Source organism: Superficieibacter sp. BNK-5 (assembly GCF_047456055.1).
In the GTDB taxonomy this organism is placed as follows: Bacteria; Pseudomonadota; Gammaproteobacteria; order Enterobacterales; family Enterobacteriaceae; genus Superficieibacter.
Map to the genome: position 1 here is coordinate 1,153,621 of NZ_CP179893.1, position 23,646 is coordinate 1,177,266.

Here is a 23,646-nt window from a genome sequence, read left to right on the forward strand (position 1 = left end):
CCGATGCTTCCTGTTGCAGAGAATTGGGTATAACAAAATAAAATGAATGGGGTGTCTGGGTAACATGAACGAACAATATTCCGCATTGCGTAGTAATGTCAGTATGCTCGGCAAGCTGCTGGGAGAGACCATTAAAGATGCGCTGGGAGAGAACATTCTCGACCGCGTAGAGACCATCCGTAAGCTGTCTAAATCCTCCCGCGCCGGTAATGAGGCTAACCGTCAGGAGTTGCTCACTACCCTGCAAAACCTGTCGAATGACGAGCTGCTGCCGGTAGCCCGCGCCTTCAGCCAGTTTTTAAATCTGGCAAATACCGCCGAGCAGTACCACAGCATCTCGCCGAAAGGTGAAGGTGCCAGCAATCCGGAAATCATTGCCCGCACCCTGAAGAAACTGAAAAACCAGCCCGAACTGAACGAAACGATCATCAAAAAAGCCGTCGAGTCCCTGTCGCTGGAGCTGGTACTGACCGCGCACCCGACGGAAATTACCCGCCGCACGCTGATTCACAAGATGGGCGAGGTGAACGCCTGCCTCAAGCAGCTTGATAACAACGATCTGGTGGATTACGAACGTAACCAGCTGATGCGCCGTCTGCGTCAGCTGATCGCCCAGTCATGGCATACCGATGAAATTCGTAAACATCGCCCAAGCCCGGTCGATGAAGCCAAATGGGGGTTTGCGGTCGTTGAAAACAGCCTGTGGGAAGGGGTACCGAATTACCTGCGCGAGCTGAACGAACAACTGGAAGAACATCTGGGCTACAAACTGCCCGTGGATTTTGTCCCGGTACGCTTCACCTCGTGGATGGGCGGCGATCGTGACGGCAACCCGAACGTTACCGCTGATATTTCTCGCCACGTTCTGTTGCTGAGCCGCTGGAAAGCCACCGACCTGTTCCTGAAAGACATTCAGCTCTTGATCTCCGAACTGTCGATGGTCGAATGCAGCGACGAACTGCGCGAACGTGTCGGCGAAGCGGGCGCGCAGGAGCCTTATCGCTACCTGCTGAAAAACCTGCGCGGTCAGTTGATGGCGACGCAGACCTGGCTGGAAGCACGTCTTAAAGGCCAGCGTCTGCCAAAACCGACCGGGCTGCTGACGCAGAATGAGCAATTGTGGGAGCCGCTCTACGCCTGCTATCAATCGCTTCAGGCCTGTGGTCTCGGCATTATCGCCAATGGCGAACTGCTCGACACGCTGCGACGCGTGAAGTGTTTCGGCGTCCCGCTGGTGCGTATTGATATTCGTCAGGAGAGCACCCGTCATACCGAAGCGCTGGGCGAACTGACCCGCTATCTCGGCATTGGCGACTACGAAAGCTGGTCGGAATCCGATAAGCAGGCGTTCCTGATCCGCGAGCTGAACTCTAAACGCCCATTGCTTCCGCGCCAGTGGGAGCCGAGCGAAGAGACCCGCGAAGTGCTCGACACCTGCAAAGTGATCGCCGAAGCGCCGTATGGCTCTGTTGCTGCCTACGTCATTTCGATGGCGAAAACGCCGTCCGACGTCCTGGCCGTTCATCTGCTGCTGAAAGAAGCGGGCATCGGCTTCGCGCTGCCTGTTGCGCCGTTGTTTGAAACGCTGGACGACCTGAACAACGCCAACGATGTGATGAGCCAGTTACTCAATATCGACTGGTATCGCGGCTTTATTCAGGGCAAGCAGATGGTTATGATCGGCTACTCTGACTCGGCAAAAGATGCGGGCGTCATGGCCGCCTCCTGGGCGCAGTATCAGGCACAGGATGCGCTTATCAAGACCTGTGAAAAAGCCGGTATTGAGCTGACCCTGTTCCACGGTCGCGGTGGCTCGATTGGTCGCGGCGGTGCACCGGCCCACGCGGCACTGCTCTCACAACCGCCGGGCAGCCTGAAAGGCGGTCTGCGCGTGACCGAGCAGGGCGAGATGATCCGCTTTAAATACGGCCTGCCGGAGATCACCATCAGCAGCCTGTCGCTCTACACCGGGGCGATTCTGGAAGCCAACCTGCTGCCACCGCCGGAGCCGAAAGAGGCATGGCGTCATATCATGGATGAGCTTTCTGACATCTCCTGCGATATGTATCGCGGCTTTGTCCGTGAAAATGAAGATTTCGTGCCTTACTTCCGTTCCGCGACGCCAGAGCAGGAGCTGGGCAAACTGCCGCTCGGTTCGCGTCCGGCAAAACGTCGTCCGACCGGCGGCGTGGAATCACTGCGCGCTATTCCGTGGATCTTCGCCTGGACGCAGAACCGCCTGATGCTCCCTGCCTGGCTGGGTGCCGGCGCGGCGCTGCAAAAAGTGGTGGAAGACGGCAAGCAGAGCGAACTGGAAGCAATGTGTCGCGACTGGCCGTTCTTCTCGACCCGTCTGGGGATGCTGGAAATGGTTTATTCCAAAGCCGACCTGTGGCTGGCGGAATACTACGATCAGCGCCTGGTGAAAAAGGAACTCTGGCCGCTGGGCGTCGAGCTGCGTGAACTGCTGGAAGATGACATCAAAGTGGTGCTGGCTATCGCCAACGATTCGCATCTGATGGCGGATCTGCCGTGGATTGCTGAGTCTATCCAGTTGCGTAACGTCTATACCGATCCCCTGAACGTCCTGCAAGCCGAGCTGCTGCACCGTTCGCGCCGCGCCGAGGAAGAAGGCAAAGAGCCGGACCCGCGCGTTGAACAGGCGCTGATGGTCACCATCGCAGGCGTGGCCGCCGGTATGCGTAATACGGGCTAATCTCCCTCACACCTCTTGCGCCCGCCAGGTGCAAGAGGTGTTTTCCCTTTCCCTCCCCCCTGATGTTAACTTCCGTCTTTGTCATACAAAATTTAAGGTTGGCTTAATGTTCGGCCGCTACGCTTGCCGGTAAAATTTTTTACAGGTCTAACGTATGTCTTCCGCACAACCTCAGTCTGAACACGCGTTCAGCTGGAAAGCCTTCGGCTGGGCTTTACTCTACTTTTGTTTTTTCTCCACGGCGCTTCAGGCCGTTATTACCTTCAGCGGTTTTAGCGGTACTAACGGTCTGCGCGACTCGTTACTGTTCAGTTCGCTATGGCTCGTTCCGCTTTTTCTGTTTCCGCAACGTACCCGCATTATTGCCGCCGTTATCGGCGTCGTGCTGTGGGCCTCGTCCATCGCGGTGCTGAGTTACTACGTGATTTACGGGCAGGAATTTTCGCAAAGCGTTCTGTTTGTGATGTTTGAAACTAACGCCAGCGAAGCCAGTGAATACTTCAGCCAGTATTTCAGCCTGAAGCTGGTGCTGGTGGCCGTTGCTTATACGGCGGTCACTATCCTGCTGTGGTCGCGTCTGCGCCCAATTTATATCCCTAAGCCGTGGCGCTGGGTGGTCTCTTTTGCCCTGCTCTACGGACTGATCCTGAATCCTGTCGCCAGCAGTATGCTGATAAAAGATAAGTCATTCGAGCGGTCGGTCGCTTCACTCTCGACGCGTCTGGAACCTGCCGCGCCGTGGCAATTTGTCACTGGCTATTATCAGTACCGTCGCCAGTTGGATAGCCTGAACCGTCTGCTGGATAAAAACAGCGCCCTCGCCCCACTGAAAAATTTACAGGACAGTTCGGGCAATATGCCGCGCACGCTGGTGCTGGTAATCGGCGAATCCACTCAGCGCGGCCGCATGAGCCTGTACGGCTACCCGCGTGAAACCACGCCGGAGCTGGACGCGCTGCATAAAACCGATAAACAGCTTACCGTATTCAATAATGTGGTGACCTCACGCCCCTACACCATCGAGATCCTGCAACAGGCGCTGACATTCGCCGACGAGAAGCATCCCGATCTGTATCTGACGCAGCCGTCGCTGATGAACATGATGAAGCAGGCGGGCTATAAAACGTTCTGGATCACCAACCAGCAGACGTTGACCGCGCGTAACACCATGCTGACGGTATTCTCGAAGCAGACCGATAAGCAGTTCTATATGAATCAGGAGCGGATGCAGAGCGCCCGTGAGTATGACACCAACGTGCTGGCACCGTTTAAAGAAGTGCTGGCCGACCCCGCGCCAAAAAAATTCATCATCGTGCATTTGCTGGGAACGCATATTAAGTACAAATACCGTTATCCGGAGAACGAAGGCATATTCGACGGCAAAACCGATGACCTGCCCGCCGGGTTAAGCGCTGAAGAGCGGGAAGCATATAACGACTATGACAACGCCAACCGCTATAACGATCATGTTGTTGCCAGCCTGATTAAGGATTATAAGGCGACCGATCCTAACGGTTTCCTGCTCTATTTCTCCGATCATGGGGAAGAAGTGTACGACACACCGCCGCATCATACGCAGGGGCGCAACGAAGAAGCGCCGACGCGCCATATGTACACGATCCCCTTCCTGCTGTGGACGTCAGAAAAATGGCAGGCGGCGCATCCGCGCGATGTCTCCGGCGACGTGAATCGCAAGTACAGCAGTTCTGAGCTTATCCATACCTGGTCGGATCTGGCGGGATTAAGCTACACCGGGTACGATCCAACGCGCTCGATTGTCAGCCCGCAATTTGTGCAGAAAACGCGCTGGATTGGTAATCCCTATAAGAAAAAGGCCCTGATTGACTACGATTCGCTCCCTTTTGGCACGCTAACCGGCAACCAGTAATTTTTCAGCGGGCCATCCTGTTCAGGATGGCCTTTTTCAGAGCCATATACCACGATCAGTCACCTTCGCTGACTGGCTGTGAAGCTATCACCCGGCCACCGGCAATTGACGCTGTAATGGTTAACACAGACCTTCTGCCAGGAAGGTCTGGCTATTTTTATGAAGTGTGATCGGCCTCCCACATACACAAGTGATAGAATACTTTCCTGATAATTAATTTAATTAGAGCTTAAATTTCCAAAAATAAGCATTTTACTCCTGAGATTGGCGAAAATTTTCTCCCTGCGCTCGCGTATGATGCCTCCATTATAAGAAAAGTACCTGCTCATACCCTGCCGCGCATCGCTCGCTATTTTCACGGCAATAAAAACATAAACTTCTTATCCTATTGAGCGAAAACGTTATGGAAACTGTTAATAAAAACAGCGTAGTTATTGAGACGCCCGCTTCTCGTCGGCGGAGTGATATGAGCGAGAGTGAATGGCGTGAAGCGACAAAATTCGACAGTACCGACACCGGATGGGTCATTATGAGTATTGGCATGGCCATTGGTGCGGGCATTGTCTTTTTACCCGTTCAGGTCGGCCTGATGGGGTTGTGGGTATTCCTGCTGTCCTCAATTATTGGCTATCCGGCGATGTACCTTTTTCAGCGTCTCTTTATTAACACCCTTGCAGAATCGCCGGAGTGTAAAGATTATCCAAGCGTTATTAGCGGCTATCTGGGTAAAAACTGGGGCATTTTGTTAGGCGCACTCTATTTTGTGATGCTGGTGATCTGGATGTTTGTTTATTCCACTGCCATCACTAACGACAGCGCTTCCTATTTGCATACCTTTGGCGTAACGGACACGCTGCTCTCCGAAAATCCGTTTTATGGTCTGGTGCTAATTTGTATTCTGGTCGCCATTTCATCCCGCGGTGAAAAGTTATTGTTTAAAATTTCAACCGGCATGGTGCTCACCAAATTACTGGTGGTCGCCGCGCTCGGCGTCGCAATGGTCGGTATGTGGCATCTGTATAACGTTGGCGCACTTCCGCCGCTGGGGCTGTTAATCAAAAATGCCATTATCACGCTGCCCTTTACACTGACCTCGATTCTGTTTATTCAGACGTTAAGCCCGATGGTCATCTCCTACCGTTCGCGGGAAAAATCCATTGAAGTGGCGCGCTATAAAGCGTTGCGGGCCATGAATATCGCTTTCGGCATTCTCTTCGTGACCGTCTTCTTCTATGCCGTTTCGTTTACGCTGGCGATGGGCCACGACGAAGCGGTAAAAGCCCAGGAACAAAATATTTCCGCGCTGGCAATCGCCGCACAATTTATTAGCGGCGCGGGCGCGGGTTGGGTAAAAATCGTCAGCGTGATCCTGAACATTTTCGCCGTGATGACCGCTTTTTTTGGCGTCTATCTGGGTTTCCGCGAAGCCACGCAGGGGATCGTCATGAACCTGCTGCGCCGTAAATATCCGGCGGACCGCATCAATGAACAATGGGTGCAGCGCGGCATTATGCTTTTCGCTATTTTGCTGGCGTGGAGCGCCATCGTGCTTAATGCTCCGGTCCTGAGTTTCACCTCAATCTGTAGCCCGATATTCGGTCTGGTGGGCTGTTTAATCCCGGCATGGCTGGTCTATCAGGTTCCGGCCCTGCATAAATATAAAGGCGTCTCGCTGGCCATTATTATCGTGACGGGTCTGCTGCTGTGCGTCTCCCCGTTCCTCGCATTTTCCTGATGTATGTGTAAAAGGTTATGGCTATGTTTGAGTCTACAATGAATCCACTATGGGACAGTTTTATCGAGGCGGTGCGTGAAGAAGTAAAGCCCGCGCTCGGCTGTACCGAACCTATTTCACTGGCGCTGGCGGCGGCGGTCTCTGCGGCAAATCTGGAGGGGAAACCAGAACGCATTGAAGCCTGGGTGTCACCAAACCTGATGAAAAACGGCATGGGTGTGACCGTTCCGGGAACAGGAATGGTCGGCCTGCCCGTCGCCGCTGCGCTGGGGGCGCTGGGGGGCGATGCCGACGCAGGACTGGAAGTCCTTAAAGCCGCGTCGCCTGAGGCCGTGGCCGATGCCAAAGCGCTATTAGCGGCAGGGAAAGTGCGCGTGATGATTCAGGACCCTTGCGACGATATTCTTTACTCTCGCGTCAGGGTCTGGTGCGGTGAGACATGGGCCAGCACGACGATTATCGGTGGCCATACCCGCATCGTCGCCATTGAAAACCAGAACGGGCGGCTGTTTAGCCTGGACGAGCACTCGCAGCAGGCGTTAACAGACTCGCCGCTTGCCGCACTTTCCGGTGCTTCGCTGGCGGACATTTTGCGTTTTGCAAATCTTGTTCCTCTGAAGCATATCCTCTTTATTCTTGAGGCTGCCCGTTTAAACGGCGCATTGTCACAAGAAGGATTAAACGGTCAGTGGGGGCTGCATATCGGCGCGACGCTGGAAAAACAGTGCGCTAAGGGATTACTGGCTGACGATCTCTCCACCGCGATTGTGATCCGTACCAGCGCCGCCTCCGATGCGCGGATGGGAGGCGCAACGCTACCCGCCATGAGCAACTCCGGCTCCGGCAATCAGGGGATCGCCGCCACCCTGCCAGTCATGGTGGTGGCGGAATACTTCAATGCCGACGAGGAAAAACTGGCGCGTGCGCTGATGCTCTCGCACCTGAGCGCGATTTATATTCATCATCAGTTGCCAACGTTATCAGCGCTATGCGCTGCCACGACGGCCTCCATGGGCGCAGCGGCAGGCATGGCATGGCTGGTGGACGGGCGTTACGAGACTATCGCCATGGCCATCAGCAATATGATTGGTGATGTTAGCGGTATGATCTGCGACGGTGCGTCGAATAGCTGTGCGATGAAGGTGTCCACCAGCGCGTCGGCGGCATGGAAAGCGGTACTGATGGCGCTGGACAACACCGCCGTCACCGGGAATGAAGGGATTGTGGCGCACGACGTTGAGCAGTCCATCGCCAACCTGTGTGCGCTGGCCTGTCAGTCAATGCAACAAACCGACCGGCAGATTATTGAAATTATGGCGAATAAAGCGCATTAACCTTAACCGGGCGGTGCGAGCTGCCCGGTCTTCCTTACTCTGCCGGCCGCACGCCCAGCGTATGACAGATGGCGTAACTCATCTCCGCGCGGTTCAGGGTATAGAAGTGGAAATCCTTAACGCCTTCACGGCTTAAAATTTTCACCATATCCATCGCAATATTGGCACCGACCAGCTTGCGGGTTTCGGCGTCATTATCCAAACCGTTAAACATTTGCGACATCCATGCCGGGATACGCACGTTGGTCATATCGGCAAATTTTTTCGCCTGCTTAAAGTTCGACACCGGCAGAATGCCCGGCACGATTTCCACGTCAATCCCGGTCGACACGCAGCGATCGCGAAAGCGCAGGTAGCTCTCAACGTCAAAAAAGAACTGAGTGATCGCGCGGTTGGCCCCGGCATCGATTTTACGCTTCAGGTTGAGCAGATCCGCCTGGGCGCTTTTTGCTTCCGGATGAACTTCCGGATAGGCGGCCACGGAGATATCGAAATCCGCGACCTCTTTCAGCAGCCCTACCAGATCGGCGGCATACATCTCCGGCCTGCCGCCATCTGGCGGTAAATCGCCACGTAACGCGACGATCTGGCGGATACCGTTATTCCAGTAATCTTGCGCGATCGCGCGTAGTTCATTACGCGAGGCGTCAATACAGGTCAGATGCGGCGCAGCAACCAGGCCGGTACGCTCTTTGATATCTTTGATAATACTGTGCGTGCGGTCGCGTTCGCCCGAGTTGGCTCCGTAGGTCACAGAGACAAACTTGGGTTTCAGGCTGCTCAGGCGATCGATAGAGGCCCACAGGGTTTGCTCCATTTCACTGGTGCGCGGCGGGAAAAATTCAAACGAAACATTAATCCGACCCTGGACTTCCGCCAGGCTCTGATTCAGCGCTTCCCGCTGGTTGGCGTGAAAAAAGCTCATACCTTACCTCATCAATCGCGTGTCATTATTATGGGCGTTTCGAACATCTATCCGTTTAGACGTCCAGATGTAAAAATGACGGAAAAGCGAGATGCCGTCAACAGGAAAATGAGGGTGAGGGGTGAGAATTGCTCAGGGAAGGTGAAAAAGATTCAACTGATATCCTTGTGGGCAGCCTGCGACACCTGTACTACAGCGTAGCGTCATTGGCGCACCTGGATAAAACGTGCTTCCGGGGGAAAATAGTCAGCAGAATAAAATACCGTGATTCCTTTTTATTTTGCTTGCCAGATAAATGCTTATGGCATCGCCAGACTCACAGAAAATCATTTTTAAATATATCATTTCAAGCAATAACATCACTGCCATGTATATTATTCCAGATTCAATTCCGCAAATAAATATTGATAGATTACGTGAAAAGATGACGCTATGCTTTTAGGAGAGATATTAAATAAAGGATTATAAAATGGAAATTTCTTCACCTACACTATCCGGCCAGAAATGGACCTGCGCAGACCTGTTAAGTAGCTACCGTTTTTGGGGGATGCTCCTTTTCTTTTTCCTGATCAATATAAGTTATACGCTAAGCTCCACCTATAACTATTATTTTTGGCATAACACATTAGGTATTGACATGAGAGATATCTCGTCAATCATACCTTTTACCCAATTCGGATTGTTGTCTGGTCTGATTCTCACCTGGTTTTTATGCCGTTTAAAAAACCGATATCCACTCTATATTGTTGGATTGTTACTTCTTGCCGGAACGTTATGCCACTGGCTTGTCAACGACGCATCACAATACTTCTGGCTGGCAACGGGAACGTTTCTGAGCGGGGTAAGTCAGGGGGCAATTACGTTATTGATCCCCATGCTTCTCGCCGTCGCCGTGGGGAGTGTTGAAGCCTTTGCGGTTGCATTTGGTTTTTGCCTGTTTGCGAATGTAATAATCAAAACGTGCCTGCCCATATTCCTTTATAAAACATGGACGGAAAATTTATCGACAACGTGTCTCGTTATAGTCGTTCTCGCCTTACTGGTACTGATTCCCATAAAAGCGTCGCTGTTTTACGCGCCGCCCTCGCAGAGAAAATCCTCGACCCAACGATCTGAGCACGCGGAACCGGTCATCGTCGCCTTGCTGGCAATGATCGTTCCTTTCTACAAAATCTACTGGTTTGTCAGGATCCATCGGGAAATGCAGTCCGCAATGCCTTCCTCCCGACTGATGACCGCACACGGCGCGGGATGGATATCAGCACTTGTTCCATTAGGAACCGCCATGTTATGTCTGATGCTCAGTGACGAAATGTGTTCACAACTGGCAAATAAGGAAAAAGAGACTGGCGTTAAAACAGGCTGGGTACTGTTATGGGGGCTACTCTTTCCACCGGTGGGAATAGCTATGCTTCAGGAAAAATGTAACCGGCTAATGGCTGCCAGCGTAAACCAGGATATTAACGAGAATACGTAAATAGAAGCAACGAGGTGGATGACAACCTGTTTTGCTATTGTATGCGCCGTTTTGCCGGGTGGCGGCTTCGCCTTACCCGGCCTACGAAAACCATCAACATCAATAAGTTATTCGTAACCGTAGGCCTGTGCAAGCGAAGCGCCGCCAGGCATCATTCCACGGTATAACGTTTGTCAGTAGTCTGAGCAACGTCTTTGGTTAACGGGCATCCATTCGGTTGAATGCCCGTTATGAACATCCTTACAGCAGTTGCGCCAGCCGATTGATATCCGACTGAATCGCTCCGGCCGTCACATCACGACCAGCGCCCGGTCCACGGATCACCAGCGGGTTATCGCGATACCAGCGGCTTTCGATGGCGAACACGTTATCGCACGGCAGCAGCGCCGCCAGCGGGTGTTCCGGACGTACCGCTTCCACGCCGACGCGCGCCTTGCCGTTGGCGTCGAAACGGGCCACGTAGCGCAGCACCAGGCCCATTTCGCGGGCGGCTTCCAGCCGCTGCACCATCTGCTCATTCAGTTCATCGCCGTTTTCGAAGAAGTGGTCGACCGACCCCTCTTCGCAGTGCGACGGCACCAGCGACTCCACGCGCACCTGGTCAGGTTCGATGTTGTATCCCGCTTCGCGGGCCAGGATCACCAGCTTGCGCATCACATCCTTACCGGAGAGATCGACCCGCGGGTCTGGCTCTGTCAGCCCCTGCTGCCACGCCTGATCGACCAGATCGGTAAACGGCACGGTACCATCAAATTGCAGGAACAGCCAGGACAAGGTGCCGGAGAAAATCCCGCTGATCGACAAAATAGTATCGCCGCTGTCGATCAGATCGCGCACCGTATGGTTGATTGGCAGGCCCGCCCCCACGGTGGCGTTGTATAGCCAGTGGCGTCCGGTTTTCTCAAACGCATCACGGATTTGACGATATTTATCGCTGCTGCTGGCTCCGGCCAGTTTATTGGCGCTAATAACGTGGAAACCGTGGCTGGCAAAATCCAGATACTGATCGGCCAGTTGCTCGCTGGCGGTCACATCAAGCACCACTAAATCATCATACGGGTGGGCACGCATCCACAGGAACAGCGACTCTTCATCCTGCTCGACGGCTTCGTCGTTAAAGAACGCCAGCGCGCGGCTGGCATCCAGCCCTTCATAGCTGAGCAGGCTGCGACGGCTGTCCACCACGCCCGCCAGCACAAACTCAAAGCCGGTGCGCGCCGAGAGCGTGCTTTGCTCGCGAGCAAACAGCTCCAGCCAGCGCGATCCGATATTGCCTTTGCCGAACAGTATCAGACCAATACGTTTTTCCGCGCGGAAGATAGACTGGTGTAGCCCCTGGATCAGACTTTCGGTTGGGCCGGTACGCAGCACGGCCACCAGGCTGATGCCCTCTTCCGACTGCCAGGTAAACTCGACCGGCTGCCCTTTCAGTTGCTGCCAGAAACGGTGGCAATGCAGCGCATTACGGCTGACGCCCGCGCCGACCATTGCTACCAGCACCAGCCCCTGACGCAGGCGCAGCTCCCCCGGCAGACCCGCTTCGTCGAGAATTTTCAGCGCGCTATCGGCAACTTCGGAGGTATAGCAGAACTGTAACAGGTGGCGATCGTTATGCACGCCCACCGCCAGCGGACGCACCTGCGCACGCTTCAGCAACTGGTCGATCTCTTTATGCGCCAGTTTGAAGTCCTGACTGGCAGGCACCTGGAATTCAATCAGACAAACATCATCATGACTGGTCACGATGCGCGCGCCGGTTCCGGACGCCAGCACGCGTTCAATACGGGTTGAACCCTGATCCGGCGTGTAGCTACAGCGTAACTGTAAATCGATATCGCTACCGGACACCGGCTGCAAGGTACGGGTGTGCAGGACCGGGGCCGCCAGACGCGCCAGTTCGCTGGCTTCATCCAGACGCAGCAGCGGCAGCAAGCAGGCATCTTTGACTTTACGCGGGTCGGCGCTGTAAACGCCAGCCACATCACTCCAGATGGTGACGCGGGAAACGCCCGCCAGTGCGCCGATTTGCGTGGCGGAATAGTCAGAACCATTACGCCCCAACAGCACGGTTTCGCCCGTGTTGTTGCGGCTGATAAACCCGGTGACCACCAGACGCTTATTGGGATGCTGTACCAGTAGCTGTTGCAGCAACGGATAAGACAAGCCTTCATCCACCTGCGGCTGCGCGGCGCGTTCGGCACGCAGGAACTCACGCGCGTCCAGCCAGGCGGCCTCCAGCCCTTGCTGATTAAGCACCGCCGACATTAAACGCGCGGACCAGACTTCGCCGTGGCCCACCACTTCCGCATAGACGGCATCATTAATACCGCTATCCAGCAATCCCGCCAGGCGCTCAAGATCGTGAATAAAGGCGCTGATTAATCCGTCAGCTATGCCCGCAGGCAACAGACCGGTAATCAATTCGCTCTGATAACGACGCAGCGACTGTTGAACCTGATGCGCAGAGAGGCGATCGGTCTGGCTGAGCTTCAGCCAGCTAATCAACTGGTTGGTGGTGCTGCCTGCCGCAGAGACAACCATCATATCGCCGGGCTGCGAATACTCCGCCATAATGCCCGCGACACGCAGATAACACTTCACATCTGCCAGACTACTGCCACCAAATTTATGCAGTTGACGACCCTTCGTCCCTGCCTGCGCTATCACACTCATGTTTACCCCTTCGATGCGATCCGGAAGCCATTTTCCAGATCGGCAATTAAATCTTCACCATCTTCAATGCCGGTCGAGATACGCAACAGCGTCTCCGAGATCCCGGCGGCGGCACGTGCTTCCGGTGCCATACCCGCGTGCGTCATGGTGGCAGCGTGGGAGATTAGACTTTCAACCCCACCTAAAGACTCCGCCAGCGTAAACAGTGACAGCCCGCTTAAGAAGCGACGCAACGTTTGCTCATCGCCGTCCAGTTCAAAACTCAGCATCGCCCCGAATCCTTTCTGCTGGCGTGCCGCAATCTCATGTCCCTGATTTTCCGGCAGCGACGGGTGATACAACTTTTTCACCAGCGGCTGTGTTTTCAGGTATTCAACGATCCCCTGCGCGTTGCGCTGGGCCACTTCCATACGTGGCGAGAGCGTGCGCAGACCGCGCAGTAGCAGATAACTGTCAAATGCCCCGCCGGTCACGCCAATATTATTCGCCCACCATGCCAGTTCGGTGACAAGCTCAGGATCTTTAGCGATAACCACACCCGCTACTACATCTGAATGGCCGTTCAGGTATTTAGTACATGAATGCAACACCAGATCGGCTCCCAGCGCCAGCGGATTTTGCAGCGCCGGACTCAGGAAGGTGTTATCCACCACGCTCACCGCGCCAGCGTCGCGCGCCAGCTGACAGATTTTCGCAATATCCACGACGCGTAACAATGGATTACTGGGGCTTTCGACTAATACCAGCTTCGGTTTTTCGGCCAGCGCCGCCTGCAATGCCTTTTCATCGCCCTGATCGACAAACAGAACCCGGTAGCATCCGCGTTTTGCCAGACTGTCGAATAGACGATAGCTGCCGCCGTAGCAGTCATGTGGCGCAACCAGCAGATCGCCAGGCTTCAGAAATACTGTCGTCACTAACAGAATGGCAGACATGCCGGTATTGGTCAGCACCGCACCTGCGCCCCCTTCCAGCTCGGCCAGCGCGCGCTGTACCACATCGCGGGTAGGATTACCGCGACGCGAATAGTCGTGAGCGCGCGGCTCATTAAAACCGGTGAAGTTATAGGTGCTGGAAAGATGGATCGGGGGAACAACGCAGCCGTATTGCTCGTCGTCATTTAACCCGCTACGCACTGCGATGGTGGCCTGTTTACGCGTCATAGTGAATCATCCTGGCAAAGTCGATGAAAAGTCAGGCACCAGAGTAAACATTGTTATAATAGACGTCAATACATCTGGACATCTAAACTTCTTTGCGTATAGATTGAGCAAACGACAAATAGCCGTTAAAATTATATGCATTAGCGCACATCTGAGAATGCTTACCTCGTGTCAGAGCGTTCTCACTAAGGTAAACTACGCGCAATTACGGCCTGAACCTACGTTCGGCCCTTTATTAATAGTGAGAGGATCAAGGTAACTCATGGCTGAATGGAGCGGCGAATATATCAGCCCATACGCTGAGCACGGTAAGAAGAGTGAGCAAGTAAAAAAAATTACGGTTTCCATTCCTCTGAAGGTGTTAAAAATCCTCACCGATGAACGCACGCGTCGTCAGGTGAATAACCTGCGTCATGCCACCAACAGTGAACTGCTTTGCGAAGCGTTCCTGCACGCCTTTACCGGTCAACCGTTACCGAATGATGCCGATCTGCGTAAAGAGCGCAGCGACGAAATTCCGGAAGACGCGAAAGTGATCATGCGCGAGCTGGGGATCGACCCGGAGACGTGGGAGTACTGATGCTTTAACGGCGGTTCATGGATGTCGAACCGCCCTGCTCGTTTACAGGGAAACCGTATGAAAAAATATCTTCTGGCCCTCGGGCTGGCTGTCTGTTACCCCGCGCTGGCCTACGAGCCGCAGACGGGCGACCTTATCTTTCAGATCTCCCGCTCCTCGCAGAGTAAAGCCATCCAGTTAGCGACTCACTCTAACTATAGCCATACGGGTATGGTCATCATTCGCAATAAAAAGCCGTATGTATTCGAGGCCATTGGGCCGGTTGTCTATACCCCGCTGCAAAAATTTATCGCCCGCGGCGAAGATGGCAAGTATGTCATTCGCCGCGTCAGCGGTGGCCTGTCTGCGCAGCAGCAGAAAAAACTGGCACAAACGGCGAAAGGCTATCTGGGGAAACCGTATGACTTATTTTTCGCCTGGTCTGACGATCGCCAGTATTGTTCTGAAGTTGTATGGAAGGTCTATTTTCACGCGCTGAATATGCAGGTCGGAAAGCTGCAAAAGATGAAGGAGTTCGATCTGAGCTATCCCGCCGTTCAGGCCAAAATCAAAGAACGCTACGGAAAGAATATTCCGCTGGATGAAACGGTGATCTCCCCGCAGGCGGTATTTGATGCGCCGCAGCTGGAGACCGTGGATAAGAAATGGCCGCTTTTTTCGTAGTGATTTTTTTGAAGGTTGCGAATTAATGAACCTCAAAGAAGAGATAAACCTGGACGTTGAACGCCCATCCATAAGTGGAGACATTCCGGTTTACATCGGCGAAGTGATTCTTAGCGCCGATGAACTATATAAATTATAAAGAGACTTTTTATTAGTGTTTGTGCCGTTTTGCCGGGTGGCGGCTTCGCCTTACCCGGCCTACAAAAACCAGCCCTATCAACAGGTTATTCGCAATCCGTAGGCCTGTGCAAGCGAAGCGCCGCCAGGCATTATTCCACGGTATCACGTTTATCACCCGTCTGAGGCAGAGATCTCCTCTGCCTTTTTCTGACGATATTATGGGTGTGACACACTCTGACGTTGCAACGCCTTCCGCTGATTAAGATAGCCAATCGTATTGTTACCCCACAGCTTCTCGTAAGGCATACCGGCCAGCATCTCAACCGTCTGGCGCGCTTCCGGGGCGATCGCTTCTGGCGTCAGGCGACCCGCCTCGCGCATTTTTAGCGTCTCTTCACGCAGCACGCTGTGCGTTTTGAGATTCAGACGGAACTTCAGCGAAATCAGGAAGCCTATCAGCAATACGCAGACGGTGCCGACGCTGAGGATCATTAAGATAGTATGACTCACGCCCGGCAACTGCGTGGACTGGCCGGAAACAAACCCGGACATTTGCATCAGGATCCCCACCAGCATCACCGCACCTGCCTGCGAGGCTTTACGCGTCAACGTCATAATACCGGCGAAAATACCTTCGCGGCGTTGACCGGTAATAACTTCATCCACATCGGCAATGTAGGTATAGATATTCCACGGAATATAGTTGATACCACCACGACCCAGCCCGGCAATCGCGGAGATAAGCAGCAGCAGGGAATAATTGTCGCTCATCCCGCTGTAATAAAGTGCGGCATAAGAGAGCGAGCACAAACCGAATAACGTTACAACAACCCGGTATGACGGAGCCTGTCCGAAGCGGATACATAGCGGGATCATCGCCATCACCGCAACGAATTGCAGGATCGCCATGGTACCCATCAGGTCCGAGGCCAGCGTCGGGCTTTGCATCAATACAAACACCACGTAGTAGGTGAACACTGCGTTAAAGACATCCTGGGCGATATAGCCGCCGAGGTACATCCCGAGATGCTGACGGAAAATGCGAATGCGGAACGTTGAACTCAGTTCGATGATTAACCGATGCAGGCTCTGGCCGAGGGTGAGTTTTTGCGCCTGCGCAGTCAGTTCTTCTTCGCTGCGATCGCGCTCCCAGGTGAAGCACCATACCAGGGTCAGCACGATGGCACACATGATGGAGAACACCAGGCTGGCGTAGAAGAAGGAGATGGCATTGTCTTTACCGAAGTGATTGAGCAACACCCCCGGCAGAAACGCAGCGAGGATCGCTGACAGCTGCGCCATACCGATACGCGCGCCAGAGAATTTGGTTTTTTGTTTGAAATCATCGGTCATCTCCGGCACCAGCGTTTCATACGGTACCAGGATCATGGTGTAAACCACATCAAACAGCAGATACGTGACCAGATAATACCAATAGCTCATGCTGCCCATCCACATTAAGCTATAGGTAAATACGCAGGGAATACCCAGTAAAATAAAGAACTTGCGACGTCCGAAACGCTTGCCTAACCATGTGCCGCCGAAGTTGTCGGTAAGGTATCCCATCAGTGGGCTGACGACGGCATCCAGTATTCTCGCCATCGCGAAAATAAAAGTCGCTTCAATCGGTGTTAATCCACAAAACGTGGTGTAGAAATAAAGCAACCATGCTGCGGTAAGTGCTGTCGTACCTGCGCCCAGGCAATCGCCCGAGCCATACGCCAGATAATTTACAATACCAACTTTACGCTTATTCATCTGTATACCCTGATATTTAAGCATTGGAAATATATACGGCATAGCAGCCGTATATAAATAATTGTGAGTAATTACATTAACGGTCAGAAGTTATAGCCAATACCTACGCGATAACGGGTTTGACGGTCATCTGTGGTGGTGGTGTTATAGCCTGAAGAGACGTTACCAATTTCAGCAAAAGGCACCCACGAACCAAATTTATGGGCCACGCGGAAGTTAAGTTCATAATCTTCTTTTTTGTTATTATATAAATCTTCGCTATCAGCGATTTTATAAATGCCGTTCAGCTCAAACATCCAGTCAGCCACGTTATAGCCGAGCCAGGCTTCAGGGCGGTAAACCATACGGTCATCTTTACCGTCAGTGTTTCTGCGCGCATACTCCTGACGATAGCGGAATGCGGTCCACCAGTGGTCATTGATGTTGTACTGCACGCGGATATATGGCTTATAAATCGTGATGTTATCGCCAGTTTCAACAGCGATACCAGGCTGCCACACCAGATCCTGCCAGGTAAACTGGTAGCTTGCCGTATACTCGTTACCGTTACTTTCCATATTATTCCACGCATCGTTAGATTGCGCATCATCGGAACGAGAAATGGCTTCTACGGCAACGCCGAAACCTGTCGCAAAACGGTGCGACATATAAACACGGTCATAGTTACGCCCGTCGTCATAATATTCATGGCGGTAATCAACGTAACCCGCATGAGCGGCACAAGATAATAATGGAATAAGTAATAATGCATATTTTGACTTCATGACAAACCCTCTCAAAAATGAGATCCCAGCAATAGAATAAACCTGTGAGTTTCATTAATGTGAAAACCGCAGTGAAACGTTGAGGTCTGATAATTAGATTAAGGAACGTCAGGAAGTCTATGGCAGAGCACGGGTAAAAACCTTTTGGATTTTGCCAAAAAATAAAATTGGTGGCAGAAAATGAAAGATTTAAAAGACGCAGATCAACAATAAAAACAATTTATCATTAAATGAGGAACGCTGTTTCATTTGTATAAAATGATACTTTTTTATAACACTTATTATACACCAACGGGAAAAACGTCGGCGGTAGGGAAATTCAGAGACAAAAAAAGCGCCTTGCGGCGCTTTTTTCTGACATCAAAACTTACTTGCTGGTCGGCAGGCTGAAACGCTTGTTGAAGCGGTCAACACGGCCACCGGTAGCAACGTCACGCTGCTTGCCAGTGAAGAACGGGTGGCATTTGCTGCACACGTCCAGGTTCAGATCGTGACCCACGGTAGAGCGGGTTTTGATCACATTACCGCAAGAGCAGTTTGCAGTAATTTCTACATAATTCGGGTGAATATCTTTTTTCATGGAAAACCTCAGTTTAAGGCCGCGTCGCTCTTCCAGCCCTAACGCCAGACACCACGCGATGTTAATGGTAGTTGTTTTTGATACACGATTAGCGCATCAAAGGGGGCGAATCATACAGAATTTAACCAGCGTATGCAAACTGATCCGCTCGCCGCCTCTTGTAATGTGTATACTATCCCGCCAGTTTTCAAGTCAGGATGATGTTATGCCCGTTGCTCACGTTGCGCTGCCCGTTCCGTTGCCCCGCACTTTTGACTATCTTCTGCCGGAAGAGATGTCGGTGAAGGCGGGCTGTCGAGTGCGCGTGCCGTTTGGCAAGCAGCAGGAGCGCATCGGGATTGTGGTATCGGTCAGTGAGAAAAGCGAACTGCCGCTTAACGACTTAAAAGCGGTGGTCGAGGTGCTGGATAGCGAGCCGGTCTTTTCGACCTCCGTCTGGCGCTTACTGCTCTGGGCGGCAGATTATTATCATCATCCCGTTGGCGACGTGCTTTTTCACGCCCTGCCCATTCTCCTGCGCCAGGGGAAACCCGCCAGCGCCGCGCCGCTATGGTACTGGTTTGCCACTGAGCAGGGTCAGGCGGTCGATATTAATAGCCTGAAACGCTCGCCCAAACAGCAGCAGGCGCTGGCGGCGTTGCGTCAGGGAAAAATCTGGCGGCATCAGGTTGCCGAACTGGAATTTAACGACGCGGCATTGCAGGCGCTGCGGACCAAAGGGCTAAGTGAGCTTAGCAGTGAAGCTCCCGCACTGAGCGACTGGCGTACTGGTTACGCGGTGACAGGCGAGCGCCTGCGGCTCAATACCGAGCAGGCCACTGCCGTCGGCGCAATCCATAGCGCCTCGGACAGCTTCTCCGCCTGGCTGCTGGCGGGCGTTACCGGCTCCGGTAAAACGGAAGTGTATCTGAGCGTACTGGAGAACGTGCTGGCCCAGGGCAAGCAGGCGCTGGTGATGGTGCCGGAGATTGGCCTCACGCCGCAGACCATCGCCCGCTTTCGTGAGCGCTTTAACGCCCCGGTCGAGGTGTTGCACTCGGCGCTTAACGACAGCGAACGCCTCTCAGCCTGGCTGAAAGCAAAAAACGGCGAGGCGGCGATTGTCATCGGCACTCGCTCGTCACTGTTTACGCCGTTTAAAAACCTTGGCGTTATTGTCATTGATGAAGAGCATGACAGCTCCTATAAACAGCAGGAAGGCTGGCGCTACCATGCACGCGATCTGGCTGTGTATCGGGCGCACAGCGAGCAAATTCCGATTATCCTCGGTTCCGCGACGCCCGCGCTGGAGACGTTGCACAACGTACGTCAGAAAAAGTACCGCCAGCTTCAGCTAACGCGCCGCGCCGGTAACGCGCGCCCCGCCAGCCAGCATGTGCTCGACTTAAAAGGCCAGCAGCTTCAGGCCGGGCTGTCTCCGGCGCTTATCGCCCGTATGCGTCAGCATCTGCAGGCCGATAACCAGGTGATCCTGTTTCTTAACCGCCGGGGATTTGCGCCGGCGCTGCTGTGCCACGACTGCGGATGGATTGCTGAGTGTCCGCGCTGCGATCATTACTACACTCTGCATCAGGCGCAGCACCATCTGCGTTGCCACCATTGCGATAGCCAGCGGCCCATCCCGCGTCAGTGCCCCTCCTGCGGCTCGACGCATCTGGTGCCGGTAGGAATGGGCACTGAGCAGCTTGAACAGGCGCTGACGCCGCTGTTTGACGGCGTGCCGATTTCGCGTATCGATCGCGATACCACCAGTCGCAAAGGCGCGCTGGAGCAGTATCTGGCCGAGGTGCATCGCGGCGGCGCACGCATCCTGATTGGCACGCAGATGCTGGCGAAGGGGCATCACTTTCCGGACGTCACGCTGGTGGCGCTGCTGGATGTTGATGGCGCGCTGTTCTCGGCGGATTTCCGCTCTGCAGAACGCTTTGCCCAGCTTTATACGCAAGTTTCAGGGCGCGCGGGGCGTGCCGGGAAACAGGGTGAAGTGATCCTGCAAACCCATCATCCGGAGCATCCTTTATTACAGACATTACTGCACCAAGGTTATGACGCCTTCGCGCAACAGGCGCTGGCGGAACGTCAGACGATGCAACTGCCGCCGTGGACCAGTCACGTGTTAATCCGTGCGGAGGACCACAATAACCAGCAGGCTCCCGTTTTCCTGCAACAGTTGCGCAATTTGTTACAGGCCAGCCCGCTGGCCGACGATAAATTGTGGATCCTCGGTCCGGTCCCGGCGCTCGCGCCGAAACGCGGCGGACGCTATCGTTGGCAAATTCTGCTGCAACATCCTTCGCGCGTCCGCCTGCAACAGGTGGTCAGTGGGACGCTGGCATTGATCAACACGCTGCCAGAATCACGGCGGGTAAAATGGGTTCTCGACGTCGATCCGATTGAGGGTTAAACCACAACGATGCGAGGCGGATCGAGAAATTTAATGTTCATCACACTTTTCATGAAATTTCTGTAACTCTTCAGATAACTATCTGATAAAAATGTGGGTGATGTCAGAGACAGAGGACGTCTCTGTGCCTGCGCGGCGTCTGCGAGGAGAGAAGAGGTGAAGACCAGGAAAGCGGTTGCTTCGGCGACGATGAAGGATGTGGCTCTAAAAGCAAAAGTGTCGACGGCGACGGTGTCGCGGGCGCTGATGAACCCGGAAAAAGTGTCGCAGTCTACCCGTAATCGGGTTGAGCAGGCGGCGATTGACGTGGGTTATTATCCCCAGGCACTCGGCCGCAATACCCGACGTAATGAGTCACGCACCCTGCTGGTGATAGTTCCGGATATTTGCGATCCGTTTTTTAGCGAAATTATACGCGGTATCGAAGTTACCGCCGCCGAACAGGGTTATCTGGTGCTGATTGGTGATTGTGCCCACCAGAACCAGCAGGAAAAAACCTTTATCGATCTGATTATTACTAAACAGATCGACGGTATGCTATTGCTCGGGTCAAAGCTGCCGTTCGACGCCAGTATTGAAGAGCAGCGTAATCTGCCGCCGATGGTGATGGCGAATGAATTCGCCCCTGAACTGGAACTGCCGACGGTACATATCGACAATCTGACCGCCGCCTTTGATGCCGTAAACTATCTTCACGATCTGGGCCATCAGCGCATCGGCTGCATTGCGGGGCCGGAAGAAATGCCGCTGTGTCACTACCGACTACAGGGCTATGTTCAGGCGCTGCGCCGCAGCGGTATTACCGTTGACCCGCACTACATTGCCCGCGGCAATTTTACTTATGAAGCCGGAGCCAGGGCGCTGGAACAGCTTCTGGCCCTGCCGAAGCCGCCGACAGCCGTCTTTTGCCACAGTGACGTGATGGCGCTGGGTGCGCTATCCTGGGCAAAACGTCAGGGATTACGTGTTCCGCAGGATTTGTCGATTATCGGCTTTGATAATATCTCGCTGTCTGAGTTCTGCGATCCGCCGCTGACCACCGTTTCGCAGCCGCGTTTTGAGATTGGGCGGGAAGCTATGCTACTACTTCTTGATCAATTACACGGGCAAAATGTCAGCAGTGGTTCACGCTTACTGGATTGTGAACTGATTATACGTGGCAGTACGGGTAATATATTGTCTTAAAGTAAACCCGCTTTAAGACTCCCCTGTCTGGTCAAAGGGCCGTCGCTTAAGTAACATGGCGGACTGATAACAAATAAATACAGCGAAACGATAGTGGCACAACGAGATTATGTACGCCGCAGCCAACCGGCTTCTTCGCGGCGCAAAAAGAGCACATCACGGAAAAAGCAACGGAACCTGCCTGCTGTTTCGCCAGCAATGGTCGCGATTGCTGCGGCCGTCCTGGTCGCCTTTATTGGGGGACTGTACTTTATTACCCACCATAAAAAAGAAGAATCAGAAGCGCTTCAGGGCCATCAGGTCACCGGTAACGGCTTGCCGCCGAAGCCTGAAGAACGCTGGAAATACATCAAAGAGCTGGAGAGCCGTCAGCCCGGCATCCGCACGCCTACCGAACCCTCGGCAGGCGGTGAGGTAAAAAATCCAGACCAGCTAACGGACGAACAGCGTCAGTTGCTGGAGCAGATGCAGGCGGATATGCGCCAGCAGCCGACGCAGCTTAACGAAGTGCCGTGGAACGAACAGACGCCAGCACAGCGTCAGCAAACGCTTGAACGTCAGCGGCAGGTGCAGGCTCAACAGCAGCAACAGCAGTGGTCGAACACGCAGCCCGCACAGCAGCCGCGCACGCAACCTCGCGTAGCCGAGCAGCCTGTGCAACAACCGCGTCAAAGCCAGCCGCCGAAGCAAACGACGTCGCAACAACCGTATCAGGATCTGATCCAGACGCCTGCGCATACCAATACAACGCAACCTAAAACACAGCCAGCTACCCCGGCGACGCGCGAAGCAGAAGCGCCAGCGCAGACGGCGGAGAAAAAAGACGATCGTCGCTGGTTGATGCAGTGCGGCGCGTTTAAAGGTGCTGAACAAGCAGAAACCGTGCGCGCGCAACTGGCATTTGAAGGTTTTGACTCCCACATTACCAATAGTAACGGCATTAATCGGGTAGTGATTGGTCCGGTTAAAGGCAAGGATAACGCAGACGGTATGCTTAATCGTCTGAAGATGGCCGGTCACGCAAACTGCATTCGCGTCGCCGTCAGGGGTTGAAACCCCCAAAAACCCCCCCATCTATAATTCCATTCAGCCCCGCGAACCTGCGGGGCGCATATTCCGCTTTTGCACCCAGGGGGGCATCTCGTGACAACAATAGTAAGCGTTCGCCGTAACGGCCATGTAGTCATTGCTGGTGATGGCCAGGCCACGCTCGGCAACACCGTAATGAAAGGCAACGTCAAAAAAGTACGTCGTCTTTACAACGATAAAGTCATCGCAGGCTTTGCCGGCGGCACCGCCGATGCCTTCACACTCTTTGAACTCTTTGAACGTAAACTGGAAATGCATCAGGGTCATCTGGTCAAAGCGGCCGTTGAACTGGCGAAAGACTGGCGTACCGACCGTATGCTGCGCAAACTTGAAGCGCTGCTGGCGGTCGCTGATGAAAATGCCTCGCTGATCATTACCGGTAATGGCGACGTCGTTCAGCCAGAAAATGATTTGATTGCAATTGGCTCCGGTGGCCCTTATGCGCAGGCTGCGGCTCGCGCTCTGCTGGAAAACACCGAGCTTGGCGCACGTGACATTGCGGAGAAAGCGTTGGGGATTGCAGGCGACATCTGCATCTACACCAACCACTTCCACACTATTGAAGAATTGCCGTCTAAGGCGTAAGGATCAC

General features: G+C 53.7%; 17 protein-coding genes. 11 read left to right on the plus strand and 6 right to left on the minus strand.

Going from position 1 to position 23,646, the window contains the following annotated elements:
* Positions 1-64: 64 nt before the first annotated feature.
* The 4 genes from ppc (at position 65) to ACMGGS_RS05585 (ending at position 7,673) form a co-directional block, all read left to right on the plus strand.
* Positions 65-2,716, plus strand: a complete 2,652-nt coding sequence (gene ppc, locus ACMGGS_RS05570; RefSeq protein ID WP_176919664.1) for a phosphoenolpyruvate carboxylase — start codon at positions 65-67, stop codon at positions 2,714-2,716.
* A gap of 154 nt (positions 2,717-2,870) precedes the next feature.
* Positions 2,871-4,604, plus strand: coding sequence for a phosphoethanolamine transferase CptA (locus ACMGGS_RS05575; protein ID WP_414165341.1), 1,734 nt, complete (start codon positions 2,871-2,873; stop codon positions 4,602-4,604).
* A 403-nt stretch (positions 4,605-5,007) separates the two neighbouring features.
* Positions 5,008-6,339 carry a hypothetical protein gene (locus tag ACMGGS_RS05580; RefSeq protein WP_414165342.1) on the plus strand — a complete coding sequence of 444 codons (1,332 nt, stop codon included), beginning with the start codon at positions 5,008-5,010 and terminating at the stop codon, positions 6,337-6,339.
* A gap of 23 nt (positions 6,340-6,362) precedes the next feature.
* The gene (locus ACMGGS_RS05585) at positions 6,363-7,673 is read left to right on the plus strand and encodes a serine dehydratase subunit alpha family protein (RefSeq protein ID WP_414165343.1); all 1,311 of its coding nucleotides are present in this window, start codon (positions 6,363-6,365) and stop codon (positions 7,671-7,673) included.
* Positions 7,674-7,707: 34 nt separating this feature from the next.
* Here the strand turns inward: ACMGGS_RS05585 and metF are convergent, their stop codons facing one another.
* Positions 7,708-8,598: a methylenetetrahydrofolate reductase gene (gene metF / locus ACMGGS_RS05590; RefSeq protein WP_194208587.1), complete on the minus strand. Its 891-nt coding sequence runs from the start codon at positions 8,596-8,598 to the stop codon at positions 7,708-7,710.
* A 469-nt stretch (positions 8,599-9,067) separates the two neighbouring features.
* Here metF and ACMGGS_RS05595 point away from each other — a divergent pair, with 469 nt between their 5' ends.
* On the plus strand, positions 9,068-10,075 hold the full coding sequence (locus tag ACMGGS_RS05595) for a hypothetical protein (RefSeq protein ID WP_414165344.1): 1,008 nt from the start codon (positions 9,068-9,070) through the stop codon (positions 10,073-10,075).
* Between the two features lie 240 nt (positions 10,076-10,315).
* Here ACMGGS_RS05595 and metL read toward each other — a convergent pair whose 3' ends face one another.
* Both metL and metB read right to left on the minus strand, forming a co-directional pair.
* Positions 10,316-12,748, minus strand: a complete 2,433-nt coding sequence (gene metL, locus ACMGGS_RS05600) for a bifunctional aspartate kinase/homoserine dehydrogenase II (RefSeq protein ID WP_414165345.1) — start codon at positions 12,746-12,748, stop codon at positions 10,316-10,318.
* 2 nt (positions 12,749-12,750) lie between these two features.
* Entirely contained in the window at positions 12,751-13,911 is a 1,161-nt protein-coding gene (metB, locus tag ACMGGS_RS05605) for a cystathionine gamma-synthase (protein WP_176919655.1), read from the minus strand.
* A 262-nt stretch (positions 13,912-14,173) separates the two neighbouring features.
* Between metB and metJ the strand changes: the two genes are divergently transcribed.
* Together metJ and ACMGGS_RS05615 are read left to right on the plus strand one after the other, a co-directional pair.
* Entirely contained in the window at positions 14,174-14,491 is a 318-nt protein-coding gene (gene metJ, locus ACMGGS_RS05610) for a met regulon transcriptional regulator MetJ (protein WP_049839584.1), read from the plus strand.
* Positions 14,492-14,548: 57 nt separating this feature from the next.
* Positions 14,549-15,154: a YiiX family permuted papain-like enzyme gene (locus tag ACMGGS_RS05615; protein ID WP_414165346.1), complete on the plus strand. Its 606-nt coding sequence runs from the start codon at positions 14,549-14,551 to the stop codon at positions 15,152-15,154.
* 336 nt (positions 15,155-15,490) lie between these two features.
* Here ACMGGS_RS05615 and ACMGGS_RS05620 read toward each other — a convergent pair whose 3' ends face one another.
* The 3 genes from ACMGGS_RS05620 to rpmE all read right to left on the minus strand — a co-directional run bounded on the left by ACMGGS_RS05620 (position 15,491) and on the right by rpmE (position 18,376).
* On the minus strand, positions 15,491-17,032 hold the full coding sequence (locus ACMGGS_RS05620; protein ID WP_414165347.1) for an MFS transporter: 1,542 nt from the start codon (positions 17,030-17,032) through the stop codon (positions 15,491-15,493).
* Between the two features lie 83 nt (positions 17,033-17,115).
* A complete protein-coding gene (locus ACMGGS_RS05625; protein ID WP_414165348.1) occupies positions 17,116-17,796 on the minus strand; it encodes an oligogalacturonate-specific porin KdgM family protein in 681 nt (226 codons plus the stop codon).
* Positions 17,797-18,163: 367 nt separating this feature from the next.
* The gene (gene rpmE, locus ACMGGS_RS05630) at positions 18,164-18,376 is read right to left on the minus strand and encodes a 50S ribosomal protein L31 (RefSeq protein ID WP_276159724.1); all 213 of its coding nucleotides are present in this window, start codon (positions 18,374-18,376) and stop codon (positions 18,164-18,166) included.
* Between the two features lie 205 nt (positions 18,377-18,581).
* On the opposite strand from rpmE, the gene priA reads away from it, so the two are divergent.
* From priA to hslV, 4 genes are all read left to right on the plus strand, one after another.
* Complete coding sequence (gene priA / locus ACMGGS_RS05635; protein ID WP_414165349.1) at positions 18,582-20,780, plus strand: primosomal protein N'; 2,199 nt, start codon at positions 18,582-18,584, stop codon at positions 20,778-20,780.
* Between the two features lie 156 nt (positions 20,781-20,936).
* Complete coding sequence (gene cytR, locus ACMGGS_RS05640) at positions 20,937-21,965, plus strand: DNA-binding transcriptional regulator CytR (RefSeq protein WP_414165350.1); 1,029 nt, start codon at positions 20,937-20,939, stop codon at positions 21,963-21,965.
* A gap of 93 nt (positions 21,966-22,058) precedes the next feature.
* On the plus strand, positions 22,059-23,018 hold the full coding sequence (ftsN, locus tag ACMGGS_RS05645) for a cell division protein FtsN (protein WP_414165351.1): 960 nt from the start codon (positions 22,059-22,061) through the stop codon (positions 23,016-23,018).
* A gap of 90 nt (positions 23,019-23,108) precedes the next feature.
* Positions 23,109-23,639: an ATP-dependent protease subunit HslV gene (gene hslV, locus ACMGGS_RS05650; RefSeq protein ID WP_049839591.1), complete on the plus strand. Its 531-nt coding sequence runs from the start codon at positions 23,109-23,111 to the stop codon at positions 23,637-23,639.
* Positions 23,640-23,646: the final 7 nt, after the last annotated feature.

Bases quoted from the DNA above. Each gene is read 5' to 3' on its own strand.
- ppc (WP_176919664.1), top strand. From the start codon at position 65: ATGAACGAACAATATTCCGCATTGCGTAGTAATGTCAGTATGCTCGGC.
- ACMGGS_RS05575 (WP_414165341.1), top strand. From the start codon at position 2,871: ATGTCTTCCGCACAACCTCAGTCTGAACACGCGTTCAGCTGGAAAGCC.
- ACMGGS_RS05580 (WP_414165342.1), top strand. From the start codon at position 5,008: ATGGAAACTGTTAATAAAAACAGCGTAGTTATTGAGACGCCCGCTTCT.
- ACMGGS_RS05585 (WP_414165343.1), top strand. From the start codon at position 6,363: ATGTTTGAGTCTACAATGAATCCACTATGGGACAGTTTTATCGAGGCG.
- metF (WP_194208587.1), bottom strand. From the start codon at position 8,598: ATGAGCTTTTTTCACGCCAACCAGCGGGAAGCGCTGAATCAGAGCCTG.
- ACMGGS_RS05595 (WP_414165344.1), top strand. From the start codon at position 9,068: ATGGAAATTTCTTCACCTACACTATCCGGCCAGAAATGGACCTGCGCA.
- metL (WP_414165345.1), bottom strand. From the start codon at position 12,748: ATGAGTGTGATAGCGCAGGCAGGGACGAAGGGTCGTCAACTGCATAAA.
- metB (WP_176919655.1), bottom strand. From the start codon at position 13,911: ATGACGCGTAAACAGGCCACCATCGCAGTGCGTAGCGGGTTAAATGAC.
- metJ (WP_049839584.1), top strand. From the start codon at position 14,174: ATGGCTGAATGGAGCGGCGAATATATCAGCCCATACGCTGAGCACGGT.
- ACMGGS_RS05615 (WP_414165346.1), top strand. From the start codon at position 14,549: ATGAAAAAATATCTTCTGGCCCTCGGGCTGGCTGTCTGTTACCCCGCG.
- ACMGGS_RS05620 (WP_414165347.1), bottom strand. From the start codon at position 17,032: ATGAATAAGCGTAAAGTTGGTATTGTAAATTATCTGGCGTATGGCTCG.
- ACMGGS_RS05625 (WP_414165348.1), bottom strand. From the start codon at position 17,796: ATGAAGTCAAAATATGCATTATTACTTATTCCATTATTATCTTGTGCC.
- rpmE (WP_276159724.1), bottom strand. From the start codon at position 18,376: ATGAAAAAAGATATTCACCCGAATTATGTAGAAATTACTGCAAACTGC.
- priA (WP_414165349.1), top strand. From the start codon at position 18,582: ATGCCCGTTGCTCACGTTGCGCTGCCCGTTCCGTTGCCCCGCACTTTT.